The following is a 14,375-nucleotide window of genomic DNA, read 5'->3' on the forward strand; positions in this document are numbered from 1 at the left end:
AGTCACGAATTAATTGCAGTAATGCAGCTCTTTGACACCAAATATTACCAAATGGACACTGGCTATCTGACATGAAGACCCCTAACGTTTTTGGCCTTTGTCCACATGAAATTGTTTTCTGACTATTCAGATTAATACTTGTGTCAGTTTTTATGCAACGCTACTGATGCGACCAACACTACAGTGGCGAAGCTGCCTGCAATCGCGCTTGCAGTGTATGTGGCACTGGAGTTTTCTCATTGGAATCATACAATTTCTCATCGTAAAAAATGTAATCAATCTCCGAAAAAAACGTCAACTTTGCCCCATACGCAATTGCTATAATAAAAAACAGGTTAGAAGGTATAAACAATGAGGCTGGAGGGATCAACATTTCTATTCTGGAACGGTTAGGCGTACTAACGGACGAAGTGTCGGAACATTTCGAACAAGCGCTGGATTGGACGGCTGAGCAAGGGCTGAAGCATGTTGAGGTACGGGTCATTGACGGCGTTAACGCCGCAGCTCTTACAGACGAGAGGGCTAAGGAGGTGCGTCGTCAGGTAGAGGAGCGGGGCTTATACATATCCGCTATTGCTTCTCCATTGTTCAAATGTGCGCTTGATCCCGGCAGGCAGGTAGCCTCGGGAGATACATTCGGCCAAGCGGAGGAGACGGTGGAGCAGCACTTCGCCAAGCTGACGCGTGTCATGGAGATTGCGAAGCTGCTGGGAACGACACGCATCCGCATATTCTCGTTCTGGCGCGAGTTAGAGCCGGCGAGCTACCAGGCAGAGATTGCCGCGCATCTGAAGCGGGCAGCCGAAGCGGCGCAAGCCGAGGGTATGCAACTGCTGCTGGAGAACGAGCCTGCATGCAATGGCGGCTTCGCCGAGGAAGTCGCGGCGATCGTGGCCGCTGTCAATTCACCGGCATTAAGAGGATTATGGGACCCCGGCAACGAAGCTTATGGCGGTAGGGAAGCTTATCCGTCAGGTTATGAAGTGATGAAGGATAAGCTGGCTCATGTTCATCTGAAGGATGCCTATATCGGAGAGGACGGCAAGCCGCGCTGTGTGCCGATGGGATCAGGCAACGTGCCTGTCATCGATCAACTCAGAGCGTTGTTGCGCGACGGTTACGATGGGCTGTTCACTATAGAGACGCATTTCATTCCTGCAGGCGGTACGGCTATGACGGGAACGACAATGTCGCTGGTTGCGCTTAAAGCCCTGCTAAGTGAGGTGGAGTGAAAGTGAGCAAATGGAAATTCGGCATTATTGGCTGCGGCTCTGTCGCGGACTTTCACTTCGAAGCGATAAGAGAAATTGACGACGCGGCATTATCTTATGTATCGAGCCGCAATGAAGCGAAAGTGAAAGCGGTTGCGGAACGTGAGGGCTGTGCCTGGACGACGGATTACAGGGAACTGATCGGAAGCCCTGACGTCGATATCGTGTGCGTGACGACATCCAGCGGAAGCCATGCCGCTATCGGCATGGAGGTTATTGCAGCGGGCAAGCATCTCGTCGTGGAGAAGCCGCTCGCGATGAACGTGAAGGAGGCGGCGGGACTGATCGCTGCCGCATACAATCGAGGCGTCACCCTCTCCGTTATCTCGCAGAGAAGGTTCGAAGTGCAGCATCAAGCCGTGAAGCGAGTGCTGGACGACGGAGCGATCGGCCGACTGCTGCTCGTAGAGGTGTCCTTGCCGTTCTACCGGACGCAGGATTATTACGATACGGCGGACTGGAGAGGCACGATTGCAGAGGACGGCGGCGCGCTGATGAATCAAGGCATTCACAGTATCGACCTGATGCTGTGGATGGGCGGAGAGGTGCGTACCGTATTCGGCAAGACGGCAACCCAGACGCATCATATCGAAGCGGAAGACTTGGGACTAGCCATTGTCCAGTTCCATAATGGAGCCTATGGCACAATTATGGCTTCCACCAGCATTCAGCCCGGATTTCCAGCTTGCATCAATCTGTACGGGGAGAAGGGAACGATCAAGCTGGAGGGGAATTCCATCGTTCACTGGTCGGTTCCCGGCGTCGCTGAGCCGAAGTGGAATCAGCAAGCCCGTTATGGCGGTGTGAACGATCCACGCAGCATAGCGGCTGACTTCCATCAGAGCCAGTTCCTCGATATTATCTCTTCCATCGAGACAGGGGCGAAGCCGCTCGTCTCAGGAGAGGAAGGCATGCGTGCTGTCCAACTGGTGGAATCGATCTATGAGAGCGCCGCCAAGAACACACAGCTGACATTGCCACGCCTCGTAGACGCGTTGAAGGTGAATGTGTACGACAACCGTCAGGAGATGGGAGCAGCTGCCGGAGCCGATGTGGCGTCCGCGATCAAGCGCTTGCTGCAGGAGAAGGAGAGTATCCGCATGATATTCGCCGCAGCTCCTTCCCAGAACGAGCTGCTGGCATCCTTGCGGAGCGATAAGGAGATTGACTGGTCGCGCATTACCGCTTTCCATATGGATGAGTATAACGGGCTTCCGCAGGACGCGCCGCAGAGATTCAGCAACTTCCTTCGCTCCGGCTTATTCGATCAGGTGAAGCCGGGCACTGTGCATCTGATAGACAGCTCGAACGACAGCGATGCGGAATGCAAGCGGTATAGCGAGCTGCTGAACGAGGCGCCGATTGATATTGTCTGCCTCGGCATCGGCGAGAACGGTCACCTGGCCTTCAACGATCCGCCAGTAGCCGACTTCCGCGATCCGCAGGCGGTGAAAGTGGTGGAGCTGGACGAGGCGTGCAGGCAGCAGCAAGTGAATGACGGCTGCTTCTCGGCGTTCGTAGACGTACCGACACATGCCATCACGCTGACGATACCGACGCTGCTTGGCGCGTCGCAGCTGTTCTGTGTCGTACCGGGGCCGACAAAGCGGCAAGCGGTGCAGCGCACGCTGAACGGGCCGGTCTCGACGGAGTGTCCTTCTACCATATTAAGGCAGCATAGCAACTGTACACTTTACGTGGATCGTGATTCCTATGGCGGGTAACGGTCAAGGGCAAGGAAGGGAAGTGCTGCGCGCCGTTCATTATCGAACGGGCGAAGCGGTAACGGTCACATTGGAGAACGGACTCATAGGCAGTATCGGGAAGCTGGAAGGGATAAGCGGGGAAGAGGCGGCTTCGCTGCCCATTGTCGCACCGGGACTGGTCGATCTGCAGATTAACGGTTATTGCGGCCTGGATTTCAATACGCTGCCTTACCGGGAAGAGCTTGCCTCTGACTTCATCCGCAAGCTGTGGCAAGAGGGGGTTACTTCCTCTTATCCTACCGTTATAACTAATTCAGCGGAAGCAATCGAAGAAGCGATGCGCTCTATAGCGGACGCTTGCAGGCGAGATGCAGCCGTCGAAGCAGGCGTCGCCGGCATCCATCTGGAAGGACCGTTCATTACGCCGGAAGACGGAGCGAGAGGGGCGCATGGCCGGGCTTACGTCGGGCCGCCCGACTGGGAGCTATTCCAGAGATGGCAGGAAGCGGCGGAGGGCCGTATCCGAATTCTTACGTTGTCGCCGGAGTGGGAAGGCAGCGCCGCCTTCATCTCCCGCTGCGTGGACAGCGGTGTAGTCGTCTCGATCGGTCATACGGCTGCGACGCCGGAGCAGATTGCGCAAGCCGTCGCAGCCGGCGCCCGGATGTCCACCCATCTGGGCAACGGCTCGCACCCCATGCTGCAGCGACATCCGAACTATATATGGGAGCAGTTGGCGCAGGATCAGCTGTGGAGCTGCATCATAGGTGACGGCTTTCACCTGCCGGAGCAAGTGCTCAAGGTCGTCATGAAGGTGAAGGGCGAGCAAGCGATATTGGTCAGCGATGCGGTAGCGCTCAGCGGATTGCCGCCTGGAGAGTACGATACGCATGTGGGAGGCTCGGTCATACTGACGCCCGAGGGCAAGCTTCATCTGGCCGGCAACGACAAAATATTGGCCGGATCGGCGCAAATGCTTCTGTTCGGCATTCGTCATCTGGCGAAGACCGGTCTTGCGGATTGGCGAGACGCATGGGAGATGGCCTCGATCAGGCCGTCGGCCTTCATGGGGCTGCCAAGTGCAGAAGGACTGAGTCCAGGAGCGCCTGCGGATCTGGCGCTTCTGCGGCACAAGGAGAACGGCATACAGCTTGTAGGCACTTATAAATCCGGTATAAAAGTGATGAATAGGGAGGCGTTGACATGAAATTCGCGGCATTTAGCGGTGTGTTAATCGAGCATAGTATTCAAGAAGCGATGAAGCTCACGAAGCAGCTAGGACTGGATGGTATCGAAATTGCGGTAAGGGAACCTCATCTGTCACCGACGACGAGCAAGGCGAGAGTGAAAGAAATGGCCTCGTTGTCGGAGGACCTGGGACTGGACATTCCTGTTCTTGCTTCTTATATCGGCGGATTCTCTACAGACAGCGACAAAGGCTGTGAGCAGTCGTTCCAGGATCTGCAGCGGTTGCTGGACATCGCGGCTGAGCTGAAGTCTACGATGATTCGCGTCTCGCCGGGCGGACCGAACGGCTTCATGTCGCAAGCTTACCACTATGAGAAGGCGGCTTACTGGATGGAGCGCTGCGCCCAGGCGGCGAAGGGATACGACATCGATATCGTCATGGAAATCCATAACGGCTCCATCGTGGAGACGGTGGAGGAAAGTCTACGTCTGCTGTCGCTCATACCGAGCGATAATATCGGCATGATTCACGATGCGGGCAATATGTACATTACGGATACGGATTACGGCAGAGATTCCGTGATCGGTCTCGGCAGCCGGATGCTTCACGTCCATGTGAAGGATGAGCTTCGGGTGAACGAAGTCGGAGCGCCTGGAACGTTCCTCAATGTGACGAAGCACGGCGAGGAGAAGTTCCTGCAGAGCCGGATGGGAGAAGGCGGAGCCGACCATGGACCGCTGTTCGCCGCAATGAAGGAGACGGGCTACAACGGTTGGGTGACGCTGGAATGCCACGCGCCGTTCCCGGCGTATGAGCGGCTGGAGTATGATTTGCAATTTGTGAAGAAGCTGATTGCCTCCGTATAAGGAGCGGGCATGAGGGGGAAGCAGGTGGGCGGATGGAGATAAGGGAGGAGAAGCGGGACATTCCCTGCTTCGAGAGCAAGCAGCAATTGAACAGGGAATTTCCTTTCAAAATCATACGTTACTCCAGCAGCGAGCTGAAGCAGCCGATGCATACGCACGATTATACGCAAATTGCCTATGTGCTGAAGGGCGTCTGCAATCATCAGGTGCCTGGCAAATCGCTGACGGTGAGCAAAGGGGATATATTCGTCATAGCGCCGGACGCCCCGCATAGCCTCAATGCGATCGCGGAGCAAGAGTATGAAGTGGTGCTGCTTGACTTTGTCCCGTCGATTGTGGGCGAGCTGCTTCAACCGTTCTCCGGTTCTCTGCCTCTGTTGCTGGAGCCTTCCCGGGAGAACTATTCACTCTCCGGCAGCGGCGTCCCAAGCTGGCTGCATATCGGCAACCGAAAGCAATCGTTCGTCGAGCAGCTTCTGCAGGATATTCAGGATGAATTCGAACACCGCGAGGTCGGCTACGAGCACGCCATTCTGCTCAGTCTGGCGAAGTTGCTACTCCTCATTGACCGCGAATACCGGAGAGGGCAGCGGAAGCCGGCCAGGCAGCCTACGATTGCTGAGCGGACGCCGATCGAGGAAGTGAAGCGGTATATTTACGACAATTACAGCGGAGATATTCCGTTGGAGCATGGAGCGTTCATCGCTAATATGGCGCCGGCGTACTTCAGTCATCAGTTCAAGAAGGAGACGGGTCAGACTTTCATCGACTTTATCAACGAAGTGAGGATTGAACGGGCCAAGGAGCTGATACTTCGTGGTACGCATACGATTACAGCTATCGGGTTCCAGGTGGGTTTTCATCATTTGAGCCACTTCATCCGCACCTTCAAGAAGCGCTGCGGGGTTACGCCTACAGAATATAAGAAGATGTTCGCCAAGGATGACCATAATAATTGAGAGCGAGGTCTTTCGAATGAGTGATCAGGTGTTGAAAGTCGGGATTATCGGCCAAGGACGCAGCGGCCGCAATATTCATGCCAATCTGCTTGCCCAGATCGGATCATATTACAGAATCGCCGCAGTAGCCGATTCCATGCCGGAGCGCCAGCAGCGAGCTGTGCAGGACTTCGGCTGCAACGCTTACGCCACCTGGGAGGAGATGGTGGCAAGCGAGGAGCTTGATCTCGTGGTTAACGCATCACCCAGCCACCTCCACTTCTCCATCTCGCTGGAGCTGCTGAACAGAGGCATTCATGTGCTGTGCGAGAAGCCGCTGGCGGGATCGGTCGCGGAAGTCGATCAGTTGATCGAGGCTTCGGAGCGCGCGGGCAAGGTCATCGCCATTTTCCAGCAGCAGCGTTATCAGCCGGCTTTCGTCCAAATACAGGAAGTTATCAAGTCAGGTGTACTTGGCCGAATCGTGCAAGCGGATATCTCCCTGAACGGCTTCGCCCGCCGCTGGGACTGGCAGACGCTGCAAGAGAACAACGGAGGCAGTCTGATGAATACGGGACCGCATTGTCTCGATCAGGCGCTGCAGCTGCTGGGTACCGACGAGAATCCGGACGTACTCTGCATAATGGACAGGGCCAATACGTTCGGCGACGCCGAGGATTATGTAAAGCTCATTATGAGGAAGGCAGGCTCGCCTACGCTTGATGTGGAGATTTCCTCCTGCTCGGCTTATCCGCATGAGCAGTTCAACATTCAAGGAACGAACGGCGGCTTGCACGGGAATGCGAACCGTCTGGAATGGCGATACTTCAAGCCTGAGGAAGCGCCGGAGCAGAAGCTGATCAAGGAGCCGCTGTTCGATGCGAACGGCAATCCGGCCTATTGCAGCGAATCGCTGGCGTGGCATTCGGACAGCTGGGATTTCATCAAGCCTACTGACAAGTCCCCCGGGGATACGTTGACCGAGCGCGTCTACATGATGCTGTATCATACGATTACGGAAGGTGCTCTGCTGGAAATTACACCTCAGCAAATTCGTCAGCAGATGTGGGTAATGGAGGAATGCCGCCGTCAGAACCCGCATATTTATCAGACGGAGAATGCAGGAGCAGCTGCGAAGTAGACTTCAGGCAGGTTGCAGCAGGGTGGAATCATTATCAACTCGATCGAGTGTATGAACGATTGGCGTAGTCAGCGCTATTCACGTCAAGCAATTCACCGACAATAGCGGGTTAGCGACCTGAATTCGTTGGATAGGGGATTAATTAGAGACATATCGACTTATTTGAATCGGAACTGGAAAATGCGCCATTGCGAAATGTGGTAAAATGGAGGGAATGGAAAACCTCCGAAACTACGTTTCGCGAGGTGCATTTTTTTTGCATACATAGAAACGGGCGAATGGTGAGCTGCAGTCGATGTAACCTCGGTTGCAATTTGGAAATAGGTCTAAAGGACGTCGTTAGGCGTTTTTCTTACCGCAATAAAATGTATAAGTAAGTTTCCGGTCTAGCGGGAATTAGAATACTTTTTGGCGATAAAACCTACCTCATCCTTCCGAAGCGAGTTTGCTTTGCAAACTTTAGGTCGCCCATCTTTCAAAGTCTTCGATAGAGGTTTTCTCATTAAGATATTTACATAGGGGGCGTACAGCGTGGAAAAGTGGAAGCGAACGATGTGGATACTGTGGATTGGCGTGTTGTTTTGCAGTGCAAGCTATACGATGTCGGTGCCGTTCCTGCCGCTATTCTTATTCGATCTGGGCGTGCAAGAGAGTTCGGTTAATCTGTGGGCCGGGATTGTTCATTCCTCCGCTTTCCTCGTTGGCGCGGTAATGGCCCCGCTGTGGGGTATGCTCGCTGACAAATATGGCAAGCGGATGATGGTCATCCGTGCCGGGCTCAGCTTGGCCGTTATCTACGCGCTGATCGCGTTCGTACAGACGCCGGAGCAACTGGTCGGCGCAAGGATGCTGCATGGGTTCGTCGGTGGCTTCGTGCCGGCTTCGATGTCGATCGTTGCATCGATCGCACCGAAGCAACAGTTGGGATGGAGCCTTGGTATGATGCAGGCTGGAGCGATGACTGGAGGCATTCTCGGACCGCTGTTCGGCGGGGTGCTGGCGGAACTGTTCGGCTTGCGCAATTCCTTCATAGCTGCTGCTGCCATTATTTTGGGCGCTACGATTGCCGTTATCGTATGGGTAAGAGAGAGCGCTGCTGGACAGGCTGCTTCGGGCGAGAAGCAGGGCAAGAAAGAGGGGCGGAAAGATCATGGGAAAGAGCATGGCAAACAGACCCAGCAAGAGGGCGACAATCAAGGGGCAGCTGCACCTGCCAAAGCTGAACCGATTACGTTCCGAATGGCGTTTCGTAACCGCTCGTTGGTCAATATGCTGCTTCTGCTCGTCGTATTTCAGTTATCGATCAATATGATTCAGCCTCTAATGGCATTGCATATCGCCGATATGTCGGGCAGTGGAGCAGGCAGTGAAGGCGTTGTGCTGTCGGCAGGCCTGGTGCTGTCGTTAATTGGCATTGCAGGTATATTGGCATCGCCCCTGTGGGGAAGGCTCGGGGAAAGAAAGGGCTACTATCGCATTTTGGTATTATGCTTCATGTGTGCGGGGACAGTCATCTGCATGCAGTATTTCGTAGAGCAGCTCTGGTTATTCGCTATTGTTCAATTCGTATTCGGGCTGTTCATGGCGGGCATCGGGCCGATCGTCAATACGCTAATGGTGCAAAGCACGGATGAACAGTTCAGAGGCAGAACGTTCGGGCTGACCGCCAGTGCCAATCAGTTCGGTGGTATGTTGGGTCCGCTCATTGGGGGCGTATTGGGAATGGCACTGAATATTCATTGGATATTTGTGACGACTGGCGTCATTATGATGATGGCCGGGCTTGCCGTATGGCGAATGCGCCATACGACGGCGAAGCGGACAAGCAAGGTGCACGTGGCGGGCTAGCGTGTGGAAGATGGGGCTGGTAGCGTGCGTTGCGAATTGTGCCACGCACGTTGCGCGTTGAGCTGGGGCATGCGAGCGGATCTAGTGTAGGCGGCATACATAGGAGCGCGGATTTGAGGCGTGTGAGATGAAATAGTGAATGTGGCATACACTGGAGCGTGGATATGAGGCGTGTGAGATGAAATAGTGAATGTGACATACATTGGAGCGTGGAAATGGGGCATGCGAGCGGATCTAGTGTAGGCGGCATACATAGGAGCGCGGATATGAGGCATGCGAGCTGAAATAGTGAATGTGACATACATTGGAGCGTGGATATGAGGCGTGCGAGCCGAAATAGTGAATGTGACATACATTGGAGCGCGGATATGAGGCGTGTGAGCCAAAATAGTGAATGTGACATACATTGGAGCGCGGATATGAGGCATGCGAGCTGAAATAGTGAATGCAGCATACACTGGAGCGCGGAAATGGGTCGTGCGAGCTGAAATAGTGAATGTGACATACATTGGAGCGCGAAAATGGAGCAAGCGAGCCGAAATAGTGAATGTGGCATACACTGGAGCGCGGATATGAGGCATGTGAGTAGATGTAACTGTAAAGGCAGCCGTTTGGGCTGCCTTTACTTCGTGAAGCAGCACTTACTCGCGAAGCTGGCGTCTGGAGACACCGCTTTGCTGGGCCGCTAGTATGACCCGGCGCCGTACCTCTTCCACTACCTTTGTGTTGAACACGCTCGGTATAATGTACATTCGGTTTAATTCGTCTTCTCCGATGACTGAGGCGATAGCTTCGGCTGCTGCAAGCTTCATCGCTTCATTGATGACAGGAGCGCGGCTGTCCAGCGCACCCCGGAATATACCCGGGAAACACAGCACATTGTTAATTTGGTTCGGATAATCCGATCTTCCGGTTGCGAATACGCCGACAATATCCTCGATCAGCTCAGGTCGTATTTCCGGTTCGGGATTCGCCATTGCGAATACGATGGGATCCTTGGTCATGCTCATGACATGCTCCCGGGTCAATAGTCCGCCAGCCGAGACCCCAATAAAAACGTCAGCACCTTCCAGAGCTTCCTTCAATCCGCCGCGAAGTCCGGTGGGGTTCGTATTCTCGCCGTACCATTGCCACATACTGTTGTCATACTGATCATCACAGCATAGAATGCCTGGACGATCTACGCCTACCACGTACTTTGCCCCACCTGCCAGAAGCATCTTCGTACAGGCTGTGCCGGCTGCGCCAATTCCGCAGACGACGATTCTGGCTTCGCTTAATGTGCGTCCAGTCAATTTCAAGGCGTTCAACAGTCCGGCATAGAGTACGACAGCCGTACCGTGCTGATCGTCGTGGAAGACAGGGATATCCAGTTCTTTTCGGAGTCTGCTCTCAATCTCGAAGCAGCGCGGAGCAGCGATATCCTCCAGATTAATCCCGCCGAAGGCGGGAGCCAAATGCTTGACTGCGGCAATTACCTCTTCTGTATTTTGCGTATCCAGGCAGATGGGGAATGCGTCGACATCGGCGAATTGCTTGAACAGCATCGCTTTACCTTCCATAACCGGCATGGCGGCATGAGGTCCGATATTGCCTAGTCCAAGGACTGCACTGCCATCGGATACAACCGCTACCGTGTTCCTTTTAATGGTAAGTGTATGGGCTTTCGAAGGATCCTTATGTATAGCTTGGCATACTCTAGCGACATCAGGAGTGTAGACTCTGGACAGATCATCACGGTTTTGAATCGGGGTTTTCGGTTGAATCGTAATTTTTCCACCTAGATGAAGCAGGAATGTCCGATCGGAAGTGTGTAGAAGACGAATGCCAGGTACCGCTTCCAATGCGGCTGTAAGACGCTCTTCCACATCCGGCCCCGTAATTTTAACGGTGAGGTCACGGATGCTTTTGTTGCGATCCGTTTGAATAACGTCGATAGCGACAATATCACCTTTCGCGTTCTCAATCGCAGTTGCTGCAAGGCCGAATTGTGCGAATTGCGTATCGATTTCCAAGCGAAGTATGATCGTTTTACCGTCTGCCATTTTCATCTCCATCGTTCACAGCTCCTCTCGCATATATGTATAATATGGCATGATGGACTAGCTCATTATGCTATGACGACAATATTTTTAGAAGAAGCCGTTACCGCATAAGGCGCAGAACGGCTTCAGGACATCGCTTCGGATCGTATTGTTTATCGCGAATGGACAGCAGATTCCGGCGGAACTTCCCAGAGGCCTCCGGATCGTGTATTAGCTTGAACCATCTGTCCACGGTGTCGTTGGAATCCAGCATTTCGCCAAAACCGCTATTGATGAAATACTCGCAGTTTTCTTCTTCTTGTCCAGGAATAGGCTCATAGAACAGCATAGGCAGTCCTTTGCTCATCCCTTCCGTACATGTCATGCCGCCCGGCTTCGTTACCAGCAGATCGGCCGCATCCATCAGCTTGTATACTTCGCGAGTGAACCCCATGATGCGAATGTTGGGATGCTGGAACATGGCGTCACCGAGCAGCTTTTGCTTCATTTTCTCATTGGAGCCTACACAGAAGATCAATTGCGTTGTCTCTCGCCACTTCGTCATATAAGAAAGCTCACTGTCTTCGTATAGAATGCCCCAGCCCCCGCCCATAATGAGTACAGTCGGCATATCCTTCAGATCGAATTGTCGCCGTACTTCCGCTTTGTCGCAATTCTCCCAAAAATCAGGATGAACGGGAATCCCCGTTACCTCTACATTGTTCGGGTGAACCCCTTTGTCAACGAGACGCTGCTTTACGATGGGGGATGACACCAAATAATGATTCACTTCCTGGTTGACCCATGAGCCATGCGCATCATAATCGGTAATAAGCGTATATAAGGGCATATGCAAGCCGAGACGCTTCAGCCTTGCTACCACGGAGTTGGGAACGGGATGCGTGCATACGATCAGATCCGGTTTCAACTGGGCAATTACCTGCGATGTTTGCATATAGAACATTCGATGGAGAGCAAGCTGGGTAAATCGGTTTGTCGGTTTTTTGTAGTTGCTCCGGTACAACATGCCTACCATCTTGGGTTGCTTGCTTACTGTTTTCCTATAGGCGGATACAATTAGCGGGCCGATCACGGGATTGAGGAACTTGCCCAACTCGATCACTTTGGCGGAAATGTCGGGGCATAGTTGCTTTAATCCGGCACTGAGCGCATTCGCTGCCTGCATATGTCCGGAGCCGAAGCCTTCTGACAGCAGCAGCACTCTTTTTCTACGCATAATTTCACCTACTCACTATTCTCATTTCCATATTACTTCTCATGTCAGGTGAATACAAGCCAATACGTCTAGCTTGCGAATAAATAAGACATGTTTTACAGTAAAGAAAGAATTGTCAAGCTGAACAGGCGACAGCAATCCATAGAATCTATGCGAAGAGAAGAGGAGGCCATGCCATTATGACCGGTAATGAAAAAAAAGAATGGAGTATGGGCGATATCGTGCAGGCTGAGGTGCGTTCCGGCCGTTATGTGGGAGAAATCGTTGAACTGAACGGACCTCGGGCAGTGATAAAGGTGCTGGCGGTATTAAAGCATCCGGAGCAAGGCGATCTTCACCAGCCTTACAATCCGGATGCGGCAATGTTCCATGAGCGGCGCGCGCTCAGCTATACGGAAAAAACAACCGTATTAAAACGGGATATTCAACCCTATCACGCTGATGTGCCTGATTATCGGAAGTCTCTACAGTCAGCCGTGGCGGCAGACATCGAGGCGCTGGACCGCATGAATCGCTGGACCGCCCAATCGATAGAGCTGCTGAAGCAGCTGCAGCAGGAATATAAGTAACGCTGGATTAGACTACTCGTTGATGAATGCGGCTTTCATCTCCGCCCGGTATACCACTTGAAAGCCCAGGCCGCCAGACAATGCCGCCAGCGGAACATACGTTTTCTTCTCTCCAGGGAACTGCTTCAGGAAAGCGGGTTCGGCGCCGAGCGGCAATGTCTCGCCATTCACGACGATCGTATCTGCTCCGATGGTCAACTCAACTTGACGATCGGCCAGTGAGATAATCGCCGTATCGGTCTCCGCGTCCCACTTCAAATCGGCGCCCATGGCATCTGTAATATCTCGAATCGCAAGGAACGTTCTGCCTTTAATAATGACGGGTGCGTAATCGGTCAGCACTTCCTCCCCGTTGACGACGACAGAGATCGGCACCCCTTCAGCTCTGTCCTTCACTTCGTGATATTCTCCCCATAGCAGTTGAGAGAATGCTTTCCCCAATGCTTCGTAGCCTTCCCGAGTAGGATGAATATCTCCTTCCTTCACGGTGGTGAAGCCCAATATGCTTCTCTCGATTACATTGGCGGCATCTACGACTTCGATGTCATATCCCTCCGCACGCAGTTCCTCCGCCACAAGGTTGAGCCGTTCATGAATCTTCGCCTGACCTTCGACCAGGAACTGGGCAGTGGATTCATCGATCAAATAATTGCGTTTGCCCCTAGCGCTTATGAACGGAATGGGTAAATATTGATTGGACACGACGATCTTCACCTCGTCATTCAGGCCGACAAGCGTTCGCAACGATTCTGACAAACTCGCTTCATATGTATCCAATGAGCTTTGGAGCCCGGCTTTGAGCTCGTCTTTTTCACTTGTCGCCAAATCTTCGAACACCGCTTCCTCGCCCAGATCTTTCATTAAGGAAGAGAAGTCATTGCTTCCGATGGATAAAAGGATCAGATCGGCATCCTCAATGTCTTCGCGAAGCTGAGGCGTCTGATCGAAGATGACTTCGGCTCTGGGATCCGGCAGCTCGGCTTGAATAAGCTCGGCTTGGGCGGCATCTCCCGATTCAGCTAGAGCAAGCCAGTTCTCAAGCCCCTCAGTGCGTAGCCCCAGCACGCCGTAGTTGCTGTAGAAGGCCCGTTCTCCCTGGAACAAAGCTTGTTCGTAGACATGCTCGACGAACCCGTAGGGCACGGATTCCAAGTCGAAACCGAACTCGTACCCGGCTGCAAGAGAATCCCCTAGTGCGACGATCCGGTACTGTTCACGAAGCTTGTCCATTTGTTCCGTTCCGGGTAAAGCCGTTGCCGCAGCTATGCCGCTTGTGTGAACGCTCGTTGCCAGGATGACGGTTGCGACAAGAGCGAAATGCTTACATTTTCTAATCAATGATGACACATCCTTCTGTTATGATCTATGAAGATTCATCTGGGTTCCGCGCATACTATACCATCGTGCTGCCAGCCGATGTGAAGCAAGCTGCCAAACATTCCTTATCACAATTATAAAAATATTGAATTGATTCAAATTACTCCTTAGTGATAAAATCATAAAACAATCGCTTAGCAACGGTAGATGGCAATTGGGATGGCAAGTATCCGGCCGATGAGCCTCGTTAACTACCATTCTATGACACT

Annotated in this window: 11 protein-coding genes and 1 pseudogene; 9 read left to right on the plus strand and 3 right to left on the minus strand. The window is 53.1% G+C overall.

What is annotated here, in order from left to right:
* Positions 1–173: 173 nt before the first annotated feature.
* The 8 genes and pseudogenes from ACFQ2I_RS23880 to ACFQ2I_RS20910 all read left to right on the plus strand — a co-directional run.
* A pseudogene (locus tag ACFQ2I_RS23880) lies at positions 174–266 on the plus strand (hypothetical protein); the annotation flags it as partial.
* A 144-nt stretch (positions 267–410) separates the two neighbouring features.
* Positions 411–1,232, plus strand: coding sequence for a sugar phosphate isomerase/epimerase family protein (locus ACFQ2I_RS20880; protein ID WP_377567723.1), 822 nt, complete (start codon positions 411–413; stop codon positions 1,230–1,232).
* A 2-nt stretch (positions 1,233–1,234) separates the two neighbouring features.
* Positions 1,235–2,995, plus strand: coding sequence for a Gfo/Idh/MocA family protein (locus ACFQ2I_RS20885; RefSeq protein WP_377567725.1), 1,761 nt, complete (start codon positions 1,235–1,237; stop codon positions 2,993–2,995).
* Positions 2,985–4,184, plus strand: a complete 1,200-nt coding sequence (locus ACFQ2I_RS20890; RefSeq protein ID WP_377567727.1) for an N-acetylglucosamine-6-phosphate deacetylase — start codon at positions 2,985–2,987, stop codon at positions 4,182–4,184. Before ACFQ2I_RS20885 ends, ACFQ2I_RS20890 begins: the two co-directional genes overlap by 11 nt.
* Positions 4,181–5,032: a sugar phosphate isomerase/epimerase family protein gene (locus ACFQ2I_RS20895; protein ID WP_377567729.1), complete on the plus strand. Its 852-nt coding sequence runs from the start codon at positions 4,181–4,183 to the stop codon at positions 5,030–5,032. Before ACFQ2I_RS20890 ends, ACFQ2I_RS20895 begins: the two co-directional genes overlap by 4 nt.
* A 32-nt stretch (positions 5,033–5,064) precedes the next feature.
* Positions 5,065–5,991, plus strand: coding sequence for a helix-turn-helix domain-containing protein (locus ACFQ2I_RS20900; RefSeq protein ID WP_377567731.1), 927 nt, complete (start codon positions 5,065–5,067; stop codon positions 5,989–5,991).
* A gap of 16 nt (positions 5,992–6,007) precedes the next feature.
* A complete protein-coding gene (locus tag ACFQ2I_RS20905) occupies positions 6,008–7,111 on the plus strand; it encodes a Gfo/Idh/MocA family protein (RefSeq protein ID WP_377567733.1) in 1,104 nt (367 codons plus the stop codon).
* 531 nt (positions 7,112–7,642) lie between these two features.
* Positions 7,643–8,959 (plus strand): MFS transporter, encoded by a 1,317-nt coding sequence (locus tag ACFQ2I_RS20910; RefSeq protein ID WP_377567735.1) that lies wholly within the window; start codon positions 7,643–7,645, stop codon positions 8,957–8,959.
* A 641-nt stretch (positions 8,960–9,600) separates the two neighbouring features.
* Here ACFQ2I_RS20910 and ACFQ2I_RS20915 read toward each other — a convergent pair.
* Positions 9,601–11,016, minus strand: coding sequence for an NAD-dependent malic enzyme (locus ACFQ2I_RS20915; protein ID WP_377567737.1), 1,416 nt, complete (start codon positions 11,014–11,016; stop codon positions 9,601–9,603).
* Between the two features lie 88 nt (positions 11,017–11,104).
* Positions 11,105–12,220 carry an MGDG synthase family glycosyltransferase gene (locus ACFQ2I_RS20920; protein WP_377567739.1) on the minus strand — a complete coding sequence of 372 codons (1,116 nt, stop codon included), beginning with the start codon at positions 12,218–12,220 and terminating at the stop codon, positions 11,105–11,107.
* Positions 12,221–12,399: 179 nt separating this feature from the next.
* Here ACFQ2I_RS20920 and kapB point away from each other — a divergent pair, with 179 nt between their 5' ends.
* A complete protein-coding gene (gene kapB, locus ACFQ2I_RS20925; RefSeq protein ID WP_377567741.1) occupies positions 12,400–12,789 on the plus strand; it encodes a sporulation phosphorelay system protein KapB in 390 nt (129 codons plus the stop codon).
* Positions 12,790–12,801: 12 nt separating this feature from the next.
* Here the strand turns inward: kapB and ACFQ2I_RS20930 are convergent, their stop codons facing one another.
* Positions 12,802–14,127 carry a stalk domain-containing protein gene (locus tag ACFQ2I_RS20930; protein ID WP_377567743.1) on the minus strand — a complete coding sequence of 442 codons (1,326 nt, stop codon included), beginning with the start codon at positions 14,125–14,127 and terminating at the stop codon, positions 12,802–12,804.
* Positions 14,128–14,375: the final 248 nt, after the last annotated feature.

This window comes from Paenibacillus chungangensis, from assembly GCF_042675905.1.
In the GTDB taxonomy this organism is placed as follows: domain Bacteria; phylum Bacillota; class Bacilli; order Paenibacillales; family Paenibacillaceae; genus Pristimantibacillus; species Pristimantibacillus chungangensis.